The organism is Curtobacterium phoenicis (assembly GCF_047238015.1).
In the GTDB taxonomy this organism is placed as follows: Bacteria; Actinomycetota; Actinomycetes; order Actinomycetales; family Microbacteriaceae; genus Curtobacterium.
In genome coordinates this window covers 225574-242049 of record NZ_JBDFLZ010000002.1, presented here as the reverse complement: position 1 = coordinate 242049, position 16476 = coordinate 225574, and the positions used below count along the sequence as shown (strand labels likewise).

Annotated in this window: 19 protein-coding genes; 13 read left to right on the top strand and 6 right to left on the bottom strand. The window is 71.6% G+C overall.

The annotated features are described in order from the left end of the window. The first annotated feature begins 112 nt into the window (after window positions 1-112). Window positions 113-2323, top strand: coding sequence for an NADP-dependent isocitrate dehydrogenase (locus ABC270_RS01240; protein ID WP_412879116.1), 2211 nt, complete (start codon window positions 113-115; stop codon window positions 2321-2323). Between the two features lie 220 nt (window positions 2324-2543). Here ABC270_RS01240 and ABC270_RS01235 read toward each other — a convergent pair whose 3' ends face one another. Further along, window positions 2544-2999: a DUF3817 domain-containing protein gene (locus ABC270_RS01235; protein WP_412879115.1), complete on the bottom strand. Its 456-nt coding sequence runs from the start codon at window positions 2997-2999 to the stop codon at window positions 2544-2546. Between the two features lie 145 nt (window positions 3000-3144). Here ABC270_RS01235 and ABC270_RS01230 point away from each other — a divergent pair, with 145 nt between their 5' ends. The 3 genes from ABC270_RS01230 to ABC270_RS01220 are packed head-to-tail and all read left to right on the top strand — an operon-like array spanning window position 3145 to window position 6184. After that, the gene (locus ABC270_RS01230) at window positions 3145-4269 is read left to right on the top strand and encodes a Gfo/Idh/MocA family protein (protein WP_412879114.1); all 1125 of its coding nucleotides are present in this window, start codon (window positions 3145-3147) and stop codon (window positions 4267-4269) included. Beyond that, the gene (locus ABC270_RS01225; RefSeq protein WP_412879113.1) at window positions 4266-5033 is read left to right on the top strand and encodes a ThuA domain-containing protein; all 768 of its coding nucleotides are present in this window, start codon (window positions 4266-4268) and stop codon (window positions 5031-5033) included. Before ABC270_RS01230 ends, ABC270_RS01225 begins: the two co-directional genes overlap by 4 nt. After that, complete coding sequence (locus ABC270_RS01220) at window positions 5030-6184, top strand: PP2C family protein-serine/threonine phosphatase (protein ID WP_412879112.1); 1155 nt, start codon at window positions 5030-5032, stop codon at window positions 6182-6184. Before ABC270_RS01225 ends, ABC270_RS01220 begins: the two co-directional genes overlap by 4 nt. Window positions 6185-6190: 6 nt before the next feature. Here ABC270_RS01220 and ABC270_RS01215 read toward each other — a convergent pair whose 3' ends face one another. Beyond that, window positions 6191-6625 (bottom strand): hypothetical protein, encoded by a 435-nt coding sequence (locus ABC270_RS01215; protein WP_412879111.1) that lies wholly within the window; start codon window positions 6623-6625, stop codon window positions 6191-6193. A 99-nt stretch (window positions 6626-6724) separates the two neighbouring features. Here ABC270_RS01215 and ABC270_RS01210 point away from each other — a divergent pair, with 99 nt between their 5' ends. From ABC270_RS01210 to ABC270_RS01175, 8 genes are all read left to right on the top strand, one after another. After that, window positions 6725-7396: a ScbR family autoregulator-binding transcription factor gene (locus tag ABC270_RS01210; RefSeq protein WP_412879110.1), complete on the top strand. Its 672-nt coding sequence runs from the start codon at window positions 6725-6727 to the stop codon at window positions 7394-7396. 107 nt (window positions 7397-7503) lie between these two features. Continuing rightward, a complete protein-coding gene (locus ABC270_RS01205; RefSeq protein WP_412879109.1) occupies window positions 7504-8379 on the top strand; it encodes a phosphotransferase in 876 nt (291 codons plus the stop codon). Window positions 8380-8454: 75 nt separating this feature from the next. Next, window positions 8455-9078, top strand: coding sequence for a DUF6197 family protein (locus ABC270_RS01200; RefSeq protein WP_412879108.1), 624 nt, complete (start codon window positions 8455-8457; stop codon window positions 9076-9078). Continuing rightward, window positions 9075-9740, top strand: a complete 666-nt coding sequence (locus tag ABC270_RS01195) for a DinB family protein (RefSeq protein ID WP_412879107.1) — start codon at window positions 9075-9077, stop codon at window positions 9738-9740. Before ABC270_RS01200 ends, ABC270_RS01195 begins: the two co-directional genes overlap by 4 nt. Window positions 9741-9946: 206 nt before the next feature. Further along, window positions 9947-10594, top strand: a complete 648-nt coding sequence (locus ABC270_RS01190; protein WP_412879106.1) for an ABC transporter permease — start codon at window positions 9947-9949, stop codon at window positions 10592-10594. 46 nt (window positions 10595-10640) lie between these two features. Continuing rightward, window positions 10641-11900, top strand: coding sequence for an ATP-binding cassette domain-containing protein (locus ABC270_RS01185; protein WP_412882017.1), 1260 nt, complete (start codon window positions 10641-10643; stop codon window positions 11898-11900). Further along, entirely contained in the window at window positions 11893-12657 is a 765-nt protein-coding gene (locus ABC270_RS01180) for an ABC transporter permease (RefSeq protein WP_412879105.1), read from the top strand. Before ABC270_RS01185 ends, ABC270_RS01180 begins: the two co-directional genes overlap by 8 nt. Further along, complete coding sequence (locus tag ABC270_RS01175; protein WP_412879104.1) at window positions 12654-13649, top strand: glycine betaine ABC transporter substrate-binding protein; 996 nt, start codon at window positions 12654-12656, stop codon at window positions 13647-13649. Before ABC270_RS01180 ends, ABC270_RS01175 begins: the two co-directional genes overlap by 4 nt. Window positions 13650-13721: 72 nt before the next feature. On the opposite strand, the gene ABC270_RS01170 is transcribed toward ABC270_RS01175, so the two are convergent. After that, window positions 13722-14336: a TetR/AcrR family transcriptional regulator gene (locus ABC270_RS01170; protein WP_412879103.1), complete on the bottom strand. Its 615-nt coding sequence runs from the start codon at window positions 14334-14336 to the stop codon at window positions 13722-13724. Window positions 14337-14393: 57 nt separating this feature from the next. Between ABC270_RS01170 and ABC270_RS01165 the strand changes: the two genes are divergently transcribed. Continuing rightward, the gene (locus ABC270_RS01165) at window positions 14394-14921 is read left to right on the top strand and encodes a GNAT family N-acetyltransferase (protein ID WP_412879102.1); all 528 of its coding nucleotides are present in this window, start codon (window positions 14394-14396) and stop codon (window positions 14919-14921) included. 23 nt (window positions 14922-14944) lie between these two features. On the opposite strand, the gene ABC270_RS01160 is transcribed toward ABC270_RS01165, so the two are convergent. The 3 genes from ABC270_RS01160 to ABC270_RS01150 all read right to left on the bottom strand — a co-directional run bounded on the left by ABC270_RS01160 (window position 14945) and on the right by ABC270_RS01150 (window position 16383). Then, window positions 14945-15532, bottom strand: a complete 588-nt coding sequence (locus ABC270_RS01160) for a PIN domain-containing protein (RefSeq protein ID WP_412879101.1) — start codon at window positions 15530-15532, stop codon at window positions 14945-14947. Window positions 15533-15562: 30 nt separating this feature from the next. After that, window positions 15563-16003 carry a helix-turn-helix domain-containing protein gene (locus ABC270_RS01155; protein ID WP_412879100.1) on the bottom strand — a complete coding sequence of 147 codons (441 nt, stop codon included), beginning with the start codon at window positions 16001-16003 and terminating at the stop codon, window positions 15563-15565. Between the two features lie 104 nt (window positions 16004-16107). Beyond that, on the bottom strand, window positions 16108-16383 hold the full coding sequence (locus tag ABC270_RS01150) for a hypothetical protein (protein ID WP_412879099.1): 276 nt from the start codon (window positions 16381-16383) through the stop codon (window positions 16108-16110). Window positions 16384-16476: the final 93 nt, after the last annotated feature.

Below are 16476 nucleotides of genomic sequence, written 5' to 3'. Positions count from 1 at the left end.
GCCGTCCGTTCGCTGTGAGGTGGCCCGACCAGGTATCTTGACATCGAGACATCCCGCGCCTGCGAGTAGCGTGGGGCGTACCGACGGCATGAACAAGGGAGTACCCGCCAGCATGGCCAAGATCATCTACACGCTCACGGACGAGGCGCCGTTCCTGGCGACCCACTCCTTCCTCCCGATCATCCAGGCCTTCGCCGGCACCGCCGGTGTCGACGTGGAGACCCGCGACATCTCGCTCTCCGGCCGGATCATCGCGCAGTTCCCGGAGCGGCTCACCGACGAGCAGCGCCTGGACGACGCCCTCACCGAGCTCGGGGAGCTCGCGACGACCCCCGAGGCGAACATCATCAAGCTGCCGAACATCTCGGCGTCGATCCCGCAGCTCAAGGCGGCGATCAAGGAGCTGCAGGCGCAGGGCTACGACCTGCCGGCCTACCCCGACGAGCCGGCCACGGACGAGGAGCGCGACGTCCGCGCCCGCTACGACCGCGTCAAGGGCAGTGCCGTGAACCCCGTGCTGCGCGAGGGCAACTCCGACCGCCGTGCCCCGCTCTCGGTGAAGAACTACGCCAGGAAGCACCCGCACCGCATGGGTGCCTGGAGCCACGACTCGAAGACGAACGTCGTGACGATGGGCAAGGACGACTTCCGTTCGAACGAGCAGTCCTGGATCGCCCCGGCGGACGACACGCTGACGATCGAGTTCGTCGGCGCCGACGGCGAGACCACCGTGCTCAAGCAGTCGATCCCGGTCCTCGCGGGCGAGGTCGTCGACGGCACCGTCCTGCACGTCCGCGCGCTCGAGGCCTTCCTGCAGGACCAGATCGCCGCGGCGAAGGCCCAGGGCGTCCTGTTCTCGGTGCACCTCAAGGCCACGATGATGAAGGTCTCCGACCCGATCATCTTCGGCCACGTCATCCGGGCGTTCTTCCCGACCGTGTTCGAGCGCTTCGGCGCCGACCTCGCCGCCGCCGGGCTGAACCCGAACGACGGCCTCGGCTCGGTCCTCGCCGGGCTCGACGCACTGCCGAACGGTGCGGAGATCAAGCGAGCGTTCGACGAGGGCATCGACGCCGGCCCCGACCTCGCGATGGTCGACTCCGACAAGGGCATCACGAACCTGCACGTCCCGAGCGACGTCATCGTCGACGCCTCGATGCCCGCCATGATCCGCACCTCCGGCCACATGTGGGGCCCGGACGGCGAGGAGCACGACACCCTCGCGGTCATCCCGGACTCGAGCTACGCCGGCATCTACCAGACGGTGATCGAGGACTGCCGCGCGAACGGCGCCTTCGACCCGGCCACCATGGGCTCGGTGCCGAACGTCGGCCTGATGGCGCAGAAGGCAGAGGAGTACGGCTCGCACGACAAGACCTTCGAGGTCCCGGCAGCCGGTCGTGTGCGGGTCGTCACGAGCGGCGGCGAGACCGTCATCGAGCACGAGGTCGAGGCCGGCGACATCTGGCGCGCCTGCCAGACCAAGGACGTGGCGATCCGCGACTGGGTGAAGCTCGCGGTGACGCGTGCCCGTGCCTCGGCGACCCCGGCCGTGTTCTGGCTCGACGAGACCCGTGCGCACGACGCGAACCTCATCGGGCTCGTGCGGACGTACCTCGGTGAACACGACACCGACGGGCTGCAGATCGAGATCATGTCGCCCGAGGACGCCATGGCCTTCTCGCTCGAGCGGATCCGCCGCGGCGAGGACACGATCTCCGTCACGGGGAACGTGCTCCGCGACTACCTGACCGACCTGTTCCCGATCATGGAGCTCGGCACCTCCGCCAAGATGCTCTCCGTCGTCCCGCTGCTCGGCGGCGGCGGCCTGTTCGAGACCGGAGCCGGTGGTTCCGCCCCGAAGCACGTGCAGCAGCTCGTCGAGCAGAACTACCTGCGATGGGACTCCCTGGGCGAGTTCCTCGCGCTCGCAGTGTCGTTCGAGCACCTCGCGGGCGTGACCGGCAACCAGCGGGCGAAGATCCTCGGCAAGACCCTCGACCGTGCGACCGGGACCTTCCTCGACGAGAACAAGTCCCCGGGCCGCAAGATCGGCACGATCGACAACCGCGGCAGCCACTACTACCTCGCCAAGTACTGGGCCAAGGAGCTCGCGGCGCAGACCGACGACGCGGAGCTCGCGGCGGCGTTCTCGGACGTGGCAGCGCGCCTCGGGTCGGACGAGCAGACGATCGTGGACGAGCTGAACGGCGTGCAGGGACACCCGGCGGACATCGGCGGTTACTACCGTCCGGACGACGCCAAGACCGCCGCGGTCATGCGCCCGTCCACGACGCTCAACGGGATCCTCGCCGCGCTGTAGACGCGACCCACGGACGGACGGGAGGCGCGGTGTCGGCCGGCACCGCGCCTCCCGTCCGTCGTGTGGCCGGGTCGGCGCCGGGGCCGGGGCCGGAGAGCGACCGGGGTTCCGAAGTCCTGGACTTTCCGGCGCTCAGCGCCCCGCGATCGGAACCTCGGCGGACGTGAGCGGCGAGTCGCGGAACCTCGACGGGGTCGTCGTCAGCGTGCCGCTCCGGGTGTCAGCTGCGGGCGGGCACCGGCGGGCCGACGACGAGCAGCCCGGAGAACACGAGCGCCACCGCCACGACGCCGATCACGACCGAGAGCGCGGGGCGCCGCACCACGAAGAACAGCAGGCGGTCCCGGAACCCTGCGCGGCCCTCGGCCGAACGGCGCCACCCGCCGTCGAGCATCCCGCGACGGGCGACCGCGACCTCGAACGGCACCGTCGCGTACGGCACGACGGCACTCGCCCACCCGAGCACGAGCGCGCCCGCCGACCAGCGCTGGTTCACCGCGACCACCGTCGTCACGACGAGGTACGCCAGGAACACGAAGCCGTGCACGCCGCCGCCGATCCGGACGCCCCGATCGCCCGCATCGAAGCCGTACTTCATCACCATCCCGGCGATGAGGAGGGTCCAGGTCACGAGTTCGGCGACCGCAGCCGCGCGGAACAGGGATCGGGGAGTCATGCCGACATGGTGGCGCACCGTCCCGACAGAACCCCGACACCGTCCCCGACCGAACCCCGGCACCGTTCCGACCGAGCCCGCACCGACACCCCGACACGCCGCGGGTCGTATCGATTCGACCCGCGTTCCGACTAGCGTTGACGGCATGTCGACGACGACACCAACGGACACCACACCACCCCTGCGCGTCGGGGTGATCGGTCTCGGCTTCGCCGGCACCACGCACCTCGACGCCTACACCGCGTTGCCCGGGGTCGAGGTCATCGCCCTCGCGGGCCAGGAGACCGACCGGCTGCACGAGCTCGCCGACTCGCGGGGCGTGCCGCACCGCTACGCGGACTGGCAGGACCTCGTCGCCCGCGACGACCTCGACATCGTGTCGATCGGCGTCCCGAACGCCCTGCACCACCCGATCGCGGTGGCGGCGCTCGAGTCCGGCAAGCACGTCTTCTGCGAGAAGCCGCTCGCCACGACGGGCGACCAGGCGCAGGAGATGGTCGATGCCGCCGTACGGAACGACCGCGTGCTCGAGGTCGCGTACAACCACCGCCGGCGCGCGGACGTGCAGTTCCTCAGCGGCCACCTCGCACAGCGCGACGCCGCCGGGAACGGCCCGCTCGGGCACGTCTACCACGCACGAGCGAGCTGGCTGCGACGAGCCGGGATCCCCGGCATCCGGAGCTGGTTCGCGAACAAGGAGACCGCGGGCGGCGGTCCGCTCATCGACCTCGGCTCGCACGTGCTCGACATCGCCCTGCACCTGCTCGGCGAACCGCGCGTCGTGACCGCGAGCGCCGTGGCGTACAACGAGCTCGGCAGCGCCGGTCGGGGCGGGAGCGACCGCGACCCGGTGTCCGCCGCCACGGGTCGCCCCTTCGACGTCGAGGACTTCGCGAGCGCACTGCTCCGGTTCGAGGACGGATCGAGTCTGCAGCTCCAGGCGAGCTGGGCCAGCTACTCCAAGGACGTCGAGGACATCGAGGTCGAGCTGCTCGGATCGACCGGCGGCGCCCGCCTGTTCGTCCGCGACTACGCCACCGAGGGCACCGTGACGCTGTACTCCGACGAGCAGGGTGTGCCGACGGTCACCCGGCCGGGTGTGCGCGTCCCCGCCGGACACCACCAACGCGTGATCGAGGAGTTCCTCGCCACGATCCGCTCCAGGGACCACGAGGGGCACCACGGGGAGTTCGCACTGCACCGCAGCCGTGTCGTCGACGCGATCTACGCGTCCGCTGCTGCGGGTCGAGAGATGGAGGTCACCGCATGAGCAACGACGCACCCAGGATCGTCGTCTGGAACGAGAACGTGCACGAGAGCCGCGGCGACGCCACGGTCGTCGGGCACTACCCGGACGGCATGCACGCGGTCATCGCCGCCGCGCTCCGCGAGCTCGTGCCGGGCGCCGACGTGTCCACCGCGACGCTCCAGGAACCCGAGCACGGCCTCACCGCGGAGCGCCTGGCGCAGACGGACGTGCTGTTCTGGTGGGGGCACGCCGCCCACGACGAGGTCTCCGACGAGGTCGTGCAGCGCGTGGTCGACGCGGTGCACGCGGGGATGGGCCTCGTGGTGCTGCACTCCGGCCACTACTCGAAGCCGTTCAAGCGCCTGATGGGCACCACGTGCTCGCTGAAGTGGCGCAACGACGGGCAGGACCGCGAGCTCGTCTGGACGATCGCCCCGGACCACCCCATCGCCGAAGGGGTCCCGCACCCGATCGTCATCGATCAGCAGGAGATGTACGGCGAGTTCTTCGACATCCCCCGCCCGGACGAGGAGGTCTTCCTCTCCACGTTCTCCGGCGGCGAGGTCTTCCGGTCGGGCGTCGCGTACCGTCGTGGCCTCGGCCGGGTGTTCTACTTCTCCCCCGGCGACCAGGAGTACCCGGTGTACCACCACCCGGACGTGCAGCGGGTGCTCGCGAACGCCGCACGCTGGGCCGCTCCGGTGTCCGAACGCCGCGAGCTGACGGCTGACCCCCACCCTCGGGACTGGTTCACGGCGGAGGGTGCGGGTAGACAGGGCGTGTGACGCAGTCCCCCACCGCACCCCCGCTCGACCCCGCGGCGCGGCGCACCGCCGTCGTCGAGGCGCTCGGCGTGCTCGGCAGCGGTCCCGAGGAGCGCTTCGACCGGATCACCCGGATGACGCAGGAGGCCTTCGGCGTCCCGCTGACGTTCCTCAACCTCGTGCACCACGACGTCGTCACCACGCAGTCGACGTTCGGGTGGCAGCAGGGGACGAGCGTGCCGGCGTCGGAGCAGTTCTGCGCGACGACGGTCCTGACGCCCGAGCCGATGGTGATCCCCGACACGACGCTCGACGCGCGCTTCGCCGCCACGGCAGCGGTCGCCGAGCACGGGATCCGCTTCTACGCGGGCGCTCCCCTGTCGATGCTCGACGGCACGCGTGTCGGGACGCTCTGCATCATGGACGCCCAGCCGCGCACGTTCGGCGCCGAGGACGTCGCCCTGCTCCGCGACCTCGCACGGTGGGCGGAGCGTGAACTCGGGCACGCGATCGACGAGCGGCGGGTCCGTCGGGTGCTCGAGGGCCTCGCACCAGAGCCCGTCGAGGTGCCTGGACACACCGTCACGACGGTCACGGTGCAGCCCGGCGGCGGCGGAGGCGACATCGTGGACCAGCGGCTGGCTCCGGACGGCGCGCTGCACCTGACGGTCGGCACCGTGGTCGCGGGGCGCGCCTCGGCGCTCCTCGCCTCCGCGGTCCGGGGGGCGGTCGCCGCCCGGATCGACGTCCCCGTCGAGCACGCGGTCGCCGGCCTGGAGGCACAGATCGCCCCCGACCTGTCCCTCGCCGGGGCGGTCGCCACGCTCGTGCACGCGCGGCTCGACCCGGGGACCGGTCACGTGGACCTCGTGGACCTCGGGCACGGCCTGGCGGCCGTCGTCCGCCGCGACGGGTCGGTGGAGGAGCTCCGGAGCGCGAGCCTGCCGATCGGTCTGCGACCGCAGGACTCCGACCGGACGCCGGTCCCGGTCGACCTCGAGCCCGGGGACGTCCTCGTGATCGCGTCCGACGGCGCGCTCCTGCTGCCCGGGGTGGACGACCTGACCGACCTCGCGCGGACGGCCGCCACGGGTTCCGCTGCCGTCAGGTCACTGCTCGACACCGCCGCACCGTCGCTCGCCGCGACCGTCTCGACCGTCCGCCGGGACTGAGCCCGCTCAGCGCTGGTGGGGGCGAGCGGTGGGTCCGGTCAGGGCGACCACGAGCAGCGTCGCGAGCATCCCGACGCCCGCGAGCACGATCCCGAGGCCGAGGAGCATCCAGTACGCGCTGCCGACGACCTGCGGCTGCGTGATCGCGTCGGGCCACCACGCATCGACGAGCGGGAACGTCGGCGGGAAGGGGTCGAGCGCGAACACCACGAGACCACCGAGCAGCATCGCGACGCCGACGCCGGCCATCGCGCGGCGGGAGCGCCGGAGCATCCGGACGACCAGGGCGGTCGCCATCGCGGCGAGTCCGAGCACCGCGACGAGGAACGCGGTCACGACCACGGCCTGCGGGGCGAGCGCGAACCAGTCGAGCACGGCGATGGGCAGCAGCAGCCACCGACCCGTCCGGGCCAGGAGTGCCGGGTTCGTCCACGCCTGCATGCCGACGACCGTAGGGCACCGCTGCTGGGCGACAGCCGGTGGTCGGCTGTGACCGGGCCGGGCGCTGGACGTCGGTAGCATCCAGGGCGGAGGTCGTGCATGCCACAGGACGGACCCTCCCGGCAGCGGCGGGCGGTCGCGACCCGGGCGGCGATCATCGAGGGTGCCGCGAGGGAGTTCGACGAGCGCGGCTACGTCGGTGCCTCGATGGACGGCGTCGCCGAGCGCGCCGGGGTGACGAAGGGCGCGCTGTACTTCCACTTCGCGTCGAAGGCCGACCTCGCCGGTGCCGTCGTCGCCCGCCAGCACGAGGTGTCCCGCGCCTACGCCGAGGTCGCGCACGCCCGGGGTCGGACCCCGCTCGAGTCGATGATGTGGATGTCACAGGGGCTCGCGGTCCAGATGACCACCGAGGTCGTCGTCAGCGCGGGCATCCGGCTCTCGACCGAGCCCGCCGGCAACGGCATCGACCGCCAGGACCCCTTCACCGACTGGATGCGCGTGACGGCCGACATCTTCCGCGAGGCCATCGCGGCCGGCGAGGTCGACGCGCGGTGGGACCCGGCGCTCATCGGCCGTGTCGTCAGCCCCGCGTACACCGGTGTGCAGGCCGTCTCGGACGTCCTGTCGGACCGCGCCGACCTGTTCGAGCGGCTCCGCGAGCTCTGGACCGTGCTCCTCGCCGCGTTCGTGACCGAGCGGACGCGGCCGGAGATCCCCCGCCTCGTCGCGATCATCGCCCCGGACGCCGAGGGACGACCGGCGCGGTGACGCGGGTCCCCCCAGCGACACCCACGTCACCTGACCACGAGGATACCAACCGGTACGTTGCGGCTCCGACCCCAGTTCACGGGTGCCGACGGCGGTAGCCTCGAGGCGTGCCCACCCCCGCCGCCGAGGTGCACGTCGACGTCCGGCTCGTGCGCGCGCTCCTCCGTGCCCAACACCCGGACCTCGCCGACCGACCGCTCGAGGTCGCCGCGAACGGCTGGGACAACGTGCTCGTCCGGCTCGGCGAGGACCTGGCGGTCCGACTCCCCCGACGAGCAGCGGCCGCACGGCTGATCGAGCACGAGCAGCGGTGGCTGCCGGAGATCGCCCGTCGCGTCGCACCCGTGGTCGCGGTCCCCGCGCCCGTCCGCACCGGGACCCCCACCGACGACTACCCGTGGGCGTGGAGCATCGTGCCGTGGCTGCCCGGCGTCGTCGCCGGCGAGCGGCTCGGCGGGAGCGGGGTCGCCACCGCGCTCGCCGCCTTCCTCGAGCGCCTGCACGTGCCCGCACCCGCAGATGCCCCGGTGAACCCCGTCCGGGCCGTCCCCCTCGCGCAGCGCTCCGTCGCGGTGCTCGACCGACTGGCGACCGCGGACGTGCCACGGGCCCGGGAACTGGCCGCAGCCTGGCGGGCCGCGGCCGCGCTGCCGGCGTCCACCGCGCCTCCCGTCTGGGTGCACGGCGACCTGCACCCCTTCAACCTGCTCGTCGAGCCGGACTGCGAGGGCGACCGCCTGTCGGCGGTCCTCGACTTCGGCGACGTGACGTCGGGCGACCGCGCCGTGGACCTCGCGACCGCGTGGCTGACGCTCGACCGGGAGGCCCGCTGCGGCTTCCGGACAGCGCTGGCCGTCGACGACGCGACCTGGGGACGGGCCCGTGGTTGGGCCGTCTCGATCGCCTCGGCGCTGCACACCACCTCCGACCCGGCGTTCCGCGCGGTCGGCCGTCGCGCGATCGACGCGGTCCTCGACGACTGAGGGCTGTTGCGGGCCACGGACCCGGGGTTACCCTGACCCCCACACATCCGTGCACGTGAAGATCGGAGGGGCCTGATGACCCTCGAGTTCCGCGTCCAGCACGACGTCGCCACCGACGCCTCCCCCGTCCCCAGTCCGCCCGAACGCCGAGGGATCCGCGGCCTGCTCGACCGATGGGCCGTCCACCGGGCGGCCGTCCGGACCCGACGTGCCACAGCGCGCGTCGAGGAGCTGCGCGAGCTCGAAGCGCTGCTCTCCGACGCCCGCGCGGTCATCGAACGCGGCTGGATCCAGCACGCCTGGTTCGCGTACCTCGACGACCACGGCCGGGTGCGCAAGGCCTCGAGCGCCTCCGCCGTCGGCGTGCAGGGACGCCCGCTCGTCGGCGCCTGCCTCGTCGGCTCGGTCGTCTACGCGGCCGGCGGTCCCACGGCCGTCCATTCGCAACGCGTCCAGCGCGCACTCGACCTCGTCTGGAACGCGCTCGCGGTCGAGGAGGGCTCCCCCGTGCTCTGGTGCCCGGCCCCCGACGTCCGGATGGCGCGTGTCCGCGACCTGACGAGCTGGAACGACCGGGCCTCCCGCACCGCGGCGGAGGTCGCGGGGCTGCTCCTGACGGCCGAACGCGTCGCCGTGCACGAGTCGGCGCGCGTCCGGGCGACCGTCCCCGACCCGGGTCTGGCACGATCGGGAGCATGAACGACGAGGTCCCCGACGACGACGTCCCCGAGGTCCGCCCCGCGGCCCCGGGGACGGCCGTCACCGAGCGTCCGGTGACGGGATCCGAGAAGGAGACCCTGCACCGCTACCTCAGGAAGCACCGAGCGGCCCTGCTCGCCAAGGTCGACGGGCTCGCCGAGCGGCAGGCTCGCTGGCCGCTCACCCCGACGGGCACGAACCTGCTCGGGCTCGTCAAGCACGTCGCCGGCGTGCAGGCGGGCTACCTCGGCGAGGTGTTCGGGCGTCCGCTGCCCGACTCCCCCGCCTGGCTCGACTCGTGGGAGGGCGACGACATGTACGCGACCCCCGACGAGACCATGGCCGACGTGATCGCGTTCCACCACCGGAGCGCCGAGCACGCGGACGCCACGATCGAGGCGCTCGACCTCGACGCCCGCGGTACCGTCCCGTGGTGGCCGGAGGACCGCCGCGAGGTCACGCTCCACCAGGTCCTCGTGCACCTCGGGTACGAGGTCGCACGGCACGCCGGGCACGCCGACATCGTCCGCGAGATGCTCGACGGCACCGCGGGCGACGGCGACGGCAACCTCGCCGAGAAGAGCGCCGCCGACTGGGTCGCGTGGCGGGAGCACCTCGTCGACGTCGCCGAACGGGCGGGTCTCCGCGACCTCCGCACATAGCCGACCACTGCTCGGCATCGTTACCGATCTCCCAGGGTCGACGTGCGCCCCCGGTCCTGACCAGGCGTTTTCATCGCATCCGCGCGGGCTTGACCCGCCGATCCGAACATTTGCAGATGTACAAGAAGCGAAGCGCTGCGTAGCTTGGTCCGCGTTCGTGCCCCGATCTGTGGGTACTTCGACCGACCAGGAAGGAGCGCCCACCCGTGTTCCAGTACGTCGTGGAGCGATGGGACCAGATCTGGTTCTCCTCGTGGCAGCACTTCTCGCTGGTGGTCCAGTGCGTCGTCCTCGCCACCCTCATCGCCGTGGTGCTCGCCGCACTTGTCTACCGCATCCCCGGACTCCGGGCCGCCGCGAACGAGGTGTCGACCGTCGGGCTGACCCTGCCGTCGTTCGCGGTGATCGGCCTGCTGCTCGTGCCGCTCGGCTTCGGTGTCGTCCCGTCCGTGGTGACGGTGACGTTCTTCGCCGCGCTGCCGATCCTCCGGAACGCGGTCGTCGGGCTCGGTGAGATCCCGGACACCGTCGTCGAGTCGGCGCGTGGCATCGGCATGAGCCGTTTCCGCACGCTCGTGCAGGTCGAGCTGCCGATGGCGTGGCCGATCATCCTCACCGGCGTGCGGGTGTCCGCGCAGATGGTGATGGGCGTCGCCGCGGTCGCCGCCTACGCACTCGGCCCTGGGCTCGGCGGCTTCATCTTCTCCGGGTTGTCCCGACTCGGCGGGGCGAACGCCCTCAACTCCGTGGTCGTCGGCACCGTGGGCGTGGTCCTCCTCGCCCTGGTCCTCGACCTCCTGCTCCTCGGCCTCGGCCGTCTGACCACCTCGCGAGGTATCCGTGTCCAGCACTGAACGCACCAGCCCCGACCAGGCCAGCGCTGCCGGCTCCGCCACCGGCATCGCCGACCCCGCCGTCACCGGACGCAGCATCCTGCTCGACGAGGTCACGAAGCGCTACCCCGGCCAGGCGAAGCCGGCGGTCGACGGCATCACGCTCGAGATCCCGGCCGGCAAGGTCGTCATGCTCGTCGGCCCGTCCGGCTGCGGCAAGACCACCACGCTCAAGATGATCAACCGCCTGATCGAGCCCACCGAGGGCCGCATCGTCGTCGGCGAGGACGACGTCACGAACATCGACGGCGACGAGCTCCGTCGGCGCATGGGCTACGTCATCCAGGCCGGCGGACTCTTCCCGCACATGACCGTCGCAGCGAACATCGCGATCGTGCCGAAGATGCTCGGCTGGTCGAAGGAGAAGATCGCCGCCCGCGTCGACGAGCTCCTCGACCTGGTCTCCCTCGACCCGGACACCTACCGCGACCGCTACCCCCGCGAGCTCTCGGGCGGTCAGCAGCAGCGCGTCGGCGTGGCCCGGGCGCTCGCCGCGGACCCGCCCGTCCTGCTCATGGACGAGCCGTTCGGCGCCGTCGACCCGATCACCCGGCAGCGGCTGCAGGACGAGCTGCTCCGCATCCAGGAGGAGCTGCACAAGACGATCGTCATCGTCACGCACGACTTCGACGAGGCCGTGAAGCTCGGCGACTGGATCGTCGTCTTCTCCGAGGGTGCCCACATCGTGCAGTACGACACCCCGGAGCGGATCCTCGCCGAGCCCGCGAACGAGTTCGTGGAGAACTTCATCGGGTCCGGGGCGGGGCTCAAGCAGCTCACGCTCAACCGCGTGCGGGACGTCGAGGTCGAGTCTGCCGTGACGTGCTCCCCCGGTGAGGAGGCGAAGGCCGTCCTGCAGCGCATGCGCGAGGCCGGCGGGCACGGGCACGCCGTCGTGGTCGACCGTCGTCAGCGCCCGATCGGCTGGCCGACCCGTCGGCAGATCGAGCGCCTCGAGCGCATCCCCGAGGGCATCGAGCCGAACCTGCCCGTCGTCGGCGAGGCCGCGACCCTGAACGACGCGCTCGACACCATGCTCGTGTCGAGTGCCGGTGCCGCGCTCGTGACCGGGCGCCGTGACGCGTTCCGCGGGGTCATCACCGTCGAGACCGTCATGGACGCCATCACGAAGTCGCGGGCCGCCGCGGCCGAGGAACAGGCGTACACCCCGGTCGGCACGAACACGAACCCGATCGAGACGATGCCGTCCGCACCGGCACCCGCGGCGTCACCGGCCGCCGACGACACGGAGCGCGCCGATGGCTGACGTCGTCGCAGCCGGTACCGACCGCCCGACGCGCGTCACGTGGCGCGGGCTCGTCGTCCAGCCGGTCGTCATCGTGCTGGTCCTCGTGGCCTTCGTCGTCTGGCTGAACACCGCCGCTCTGACCCCGACCGAGCGCACGACGCTCAACCCGGCGGACATCCTCGCGCTCACCGGGCAGCACCTGTACCTGACGCTCGCGTCGACGGTCATCGTGCTCCTGATCGGCATCCCGCTCGGTGTCGCCCTGACCCGCGGCCCGTTCCGGCGGGCGAGCGGCGCGATCCTCGCCGTGGCGAACGTCGGGCAGGCGGCTCCGGCCGTCGGCCTCGTGGTGCTGCTCGCGGCGTGGCTCGGCTTCACCTCCTGGGCCGCGATCGTCGCCCTCGTCCTCTACGCGATCCTGCCGGTGCTCCGGAACACGATCATCGGCATCGAGAGCGTCGACCAGCGACTCGTCGAGGCCGGTCGCGGCATGGGCATGAGCGCCGCGTCCGTCCTGTTCAGGGTCGAGCTGCCCCTCGCGGTCCCGGTGATGCTCGCCGGCATCCGCACCGCGCTCGTGCTGCTCGTCGGTTCCGCGGCCCTCGCGACCTTCATCGGTGCCGGAGGGCTCGGGCTGCTCATCACGACGGGCGTGAACCTCTTCCTGCCGAAGGTGCTCGTGTCCGGAGCGCTCCTGATCGCGCTCCTCGCCCTGTCCATCGACTGGGTGGGCCGGATCGTCGAGACCGTCGCACGACCGAAGGGACTCCGATGAAGCGCCGCTCCGTCGCCGCCGCCGTCCTCGTGGGGGCATCGGCCCTCGCCCTGACCGGCTGCGGCCTGCAACCCGCCGCGTCGTTCGTGCCCGCCGCGGGTCCCGGCACCATCGAGCGCATCGACGACCTGCCGGACGGCGCGCACATCACCGTGACGTCGAAGAACTTCACCGAGCAGCTCGTGCTCGGGAAGATCGCCGTGCTCGCCGCGAAGGCCGCCGGGTTCGACGTCACCGACGAGACGAACGTGCCGGGCAGCGTCGCCGTCCGTCAGCTCATGACCGGGCACCAGGCCGACATGACGTACGAGTACACCGGCACCGCGTGGCTGACCTACATGGGGCACGAGGCCGGGATCCCGGACAAGCAGGAGCAGTACGAGGCCGTCCGCAAGGAGGACGCCGGCAACGGACTGACCTGGCTGCCGCCCGCGCCGATGAACAACACGTACGCGTTCGCGGTGCGCGAGGAAGCCGTCGACGAGCTCGGTGGGATCACGAAGCTGTCGCAGATCGCCGACCTGCCGGCCGACCAGCGCACGTTCTGCGTCGAGTCCGAGTTCAACTCCCGTGCCGACGGCTTCAAGCCGATGCTGCAGAAGTACGGCCTGCAGGTCGGTGGATCGGGCGACACCGCGATCCCGTCGGGCAACGTCGACATCCTCGACACCGGCACCGTGTACACCGCGACCGACCGTGGCAAGTGCAACTTCGGCGAGGTCTTCACGACCGACGGCCGCATCAAGTCGCTCGGCCTGCAGGTGCTCGAGGACGACCGCGGGTTCTTCCCGGCGTACAACGTCGCGCCCGTGCTCGCCACGACGACGCTGGAGGAGTACCCGCAGCTCGAGGACGTCTACGACCAGATCTCCCCGAAGCTCACCGATGCCGTCCTGCAGGAGCTCAACCGTCAGGTCGACGTCGAGGGCCGCGAGCCCGCGGACGTCGCCTTCGACTGGATGACGAAGGAAGGCTTCATCAGCGAGGGCTGACGCGACCAGGAGCCGGCCGGGAGGCCCGTGGGGACGCCGCCACGGGCCTCCCGGCCGTCTCGGGGTCGCGTGTCAGTCCGTCGCGATCCGCGACGCCGTGTCGCGGATCAGCGCGACCACCTCGGCGCGGACCTCCTCCGCGTCGGAGCCGTCGTGCCGAGCTGCACTGCGCATCGCCGTCATGCACATGCCGAGGAGCATCTCGGCGGCCTGGGCGGTGGCGGCCTCCGGGCCCCAGGCCGGATCGCGCGCCAACACGGTCCGGACCGCGCCGACCATCGCCTCCGACACGGTCGTCATCCGGGTGACCTGCCGCTTCATCAGCTGCGGGAACCGCACGACGAGCTCCTTGCGGGCCGTCCGCTCGTCCTCGTCCGCGAACGTGTCGCCGAACACGAGGAACGCGAGGTCGACGACGGCCTGGGCCGCCGGCTCCCCCGCGACCGCCTCGAGGTGTGTCGCCAACGCCTCCGCCGACAGGTCGAGCTCGGTGTGCCCGAGGACGGCGTCCTCCTTCGAGTCGAAGTAGTTGAAGAACGTCCGGGGCGAGATGTCCGCCCGCGCGGCGATCTGCTCGATCGTCGTGTGGTCGATCTCGTGCTCGAGCGCCAACGACCGGGCGGACTCGGCGATCCGACGTCGCGTCTCGATGCGCTTCCGGTCGCGCAGACCCAGTGGTTCGGGCATGCTCCGACTGTAGCCGTCGGCGGACGCTGCGACGCCGACGTGCATAGTGTCGGGTCCGTGGCGGCGTTCGGACGGGACATCGGGGACGGGTGCACGTTGACCCTGCGCGACCTCACCACCGTCGAGCCGCTGCACGAGCTCGTCGTCGCCAACCTCGACCGGCTCAGGGCCGCCGAACCCTGGGCGTGGCAGGTGCAGAGCGTCGACACGATCGCGATGCACACCGAGCACCTGCTCGGTCAGTACGCGATGGACCGGTCGCTCCCGTGCGTCATCCGGTCGGACGACCGCATCGTCGGGGCGGCCTCGCTCGCGTTCGACCCGTACCTCGGGCAGGCGTCACTCGGCTACTGGATCGACGCCGGCACGGAGGGCCGGGGCATCGTGCGCCGCGCGGCCACCGTGCTCATCGGTGTGGCCAGGGCACGGGGGTGCGCTCGGGTCGAGATCCGGACGGCCGTGGACAACGAGCGGAGCCGTCGGCTCGCGGAGCGGCTCGGGTTCGTGCACGAGGGGACGCTGCGGAGCGCGATGCCGCTCGGGTCGCGGCGCGTCGACGTGGCCGTCTACGGGCTGGTGCTCTGAGCGGTCCGCTGACGACCCCGGCGCTACCGAGTCGCGCTCTTCGTGTCGCCGACGCCGCTCGCCGCGCGAAGGTGCGCGACGACCCGCTCAGCGAACACCGGGCAGCCGGCGTCCCGCAGCGCGACCGCGAGGCCCTTCCGGTTCGGCCGTCCGTTCCAGTACCGGTTCTGGTCGAGGACGACGTTTCGCACGAGCCACGGAACGGCGTCGTCCGCCAGCACGAAGAAGTCGTCGCACCCGTACACCTCGTACGGCAACGCATCGAATTCCTCGAAGCCGCGGTCCTCGGTCAGGAGCACGTCCGCTCGGCATGCGATGGCCGCGGCGTGGACGTGCCGGTCCTTCCGATCGCTGCCGGGCCAGTCGACTCGGCCGTCGAAGTCCTCGACGAGTTCATCGACGGCTCCCCTGAGGCTCCGTACGAGCTGCGTCGTCGCACCGCCATCGCGGTCGGGATGAACCGTCCGCAGTCGCGCCACGGTCTCCGCCAGGACGTCCTCGGTGGTGTGGAGCTGGAACATCTGCGGCACTTCGGCGCGGAGCAGGCAGAGCCAGTCGCGCAGGGTCCTGCTGAAGAACACGTTGGCGTCGACGAAGACCCGCTGGAGCACACCGCAAGACTACGGGTGGCGTGTGACACTTCAGTCGAACGCTTCGCCGGCGGTTCGGACATCGCGCGCCGCGGCTCGACGATCGGCGTCGCGGCGCTGCCGGAGCTCGAGCACGTCACGTCGACGGAGTCGCGTGTGAGTTCCCACCTTCGTCGAGGGGATCGCGCCCGCTCTGATCAACTTCATGAGCGTCGGGCGGGAGATCCCGAGTTCCTTGGCGGCCGTCGTGGTCGTGAGTTCCTCGGGGATCGAGACGGTCACGACCGCCGACCCGTTCGCGGTCGAGCGGAGTGTGTTCACCAGGAAGGCGGCGAGGTGTCCCGGCACCGCGATGCTCGTTCCGTCGTCCAGCGTGAGCGACATGCCCACCACCTGGCGGTCGTGCGCGCGCTCGACCGTGTCCGCGGCTTCGTCGCGGACTGCCGGATCCGGAGTGGTGTCTTCCGTGACCACGCTGCGTACGGGGGGCATCGCGCTCTCCTGTCGTTCAGTGGAGTAGGTGGTGACCACACTACGAGGGTTGCACTTACAAGTGCAACCCTCCTGCTTCCGGTGCGCGCGGTCCGGAGAGCTGGTCAGCGGCCGGTCGTCGCCCCGTGCCAGACGGCGAACGAACCGCCGATGACGAGCAGCGCGCCCACGAGGATCCACACCGCGAGGGCGACGAGGTTGAGCAGGATGCCCCACCCGGCACGTCCGCGGGCCATCGGCTCCCGCGATCGGGAGGCGATGCCGAGGCAGAGCCCGACGATCGGAGCGAAGAACGTCCAGCCCGCCAGCAGCGAGCAGATGCCGAGGACGAGGCTGGCCGTCCCGAGGCCGGTACGAGGAGCAGTCGGGTACGAGGTCATGGCTCCGAGCGTACGGACGGTGCCGGCGCGCGTCGTCCGTCCGTGCGCTGATCCGAGGTCCGTCGGGCGGTTGACGGTCACTCGTCGCCGGTA

Coding starts and splice junctions, on each gene's coding strand:
- ABC270_RS01175 (WP_412879104.1), top strand. CDS start 12,654: ATGAAGCGCCGCTCCGTCGCCGCCGCCGTCCTCGTGGGGGCATCGGCC.
- ABC270_RS01210 (WP_412879110.1), top strand. CDS start 6,725: ATGCCACAGGACGGACCCTCCCGGCAGCGGCGGGCGGTCGCGACCCGG.
- ABC270_RS01150 (WP_412879099.1), bottom strand. CDS start 16,383: ATGACCTCGTACCCGACTGCTCCTCGTACCGGCCTCGGGACGGCCAGC.
- ABC270_RS01180 (WP_412879105.1), top strand. CDS start 11,893: ATGGCTGACGTCGTCGCAGCCGGTACCGACCGCCCGACGCGCGTCACG.
- ABC270_RS01215 (WP_412879111.1), bottom strand. CDS start 6,625: ATGCAGGCGTGGACGAACCCGGCACTCCTGGCCCGGACGGGTCGGTGG.
- ABC270_RS01225 (WP_412879113.1), top strand. CDS start 4,266: ATGAGCAACGACGCACCCAGGATCGTCGTCTGGAACGAGAACGTGCAC.
- ABC270_RS01200 (WP_412879108.1), top strand. CDS start 8,455: ATGACCCTCGAGTTCCGCGTCCAGCACGACGTCGCCACCGACGCCTCC.
- ABC270_RS01230 (WP_412879114.1), top strand. CDS start 3,145: ATGTCGACGACGACACCAACGGACACCACACCACCCCTGCGCGTCGGG.
- ABC270_RS01240 (WP_412879116.1), top strand. CDS start 113: ATGGCCAAGATCATCTACACGCTCACGGACGAGGCGCCGTTCCTGGCG.
- ABC270_RS01170 (WP_412879103.1), bottom strand. CDS start 14,336: ATGCCCGAACCACTGGGTCTGCGCGACCGGAAGCGCATCGAGACGCGA.
- ABC270_RS01195 (WP_412879107.1), top strand. CDS start 9,075: ATGAACGACGAGGTCCCCGACGACGACGTCCCCGAGGTCCGCCCCGCG.
- ABC270_RS01235 (WP_412879115.1), bottom strand. CDS start 2,999: ATGACTCCCCGATCCCTGTTCCGCGCGGCTGCGGTCGCCGAACTCGTG.
- ABC270_RS01155 (WP_412879100.1), bottom strand. CDS start 16,003: ATGCCCCCCGTACGCAGCGTGGTCACGGAAGACACCACTCCGGATCCG.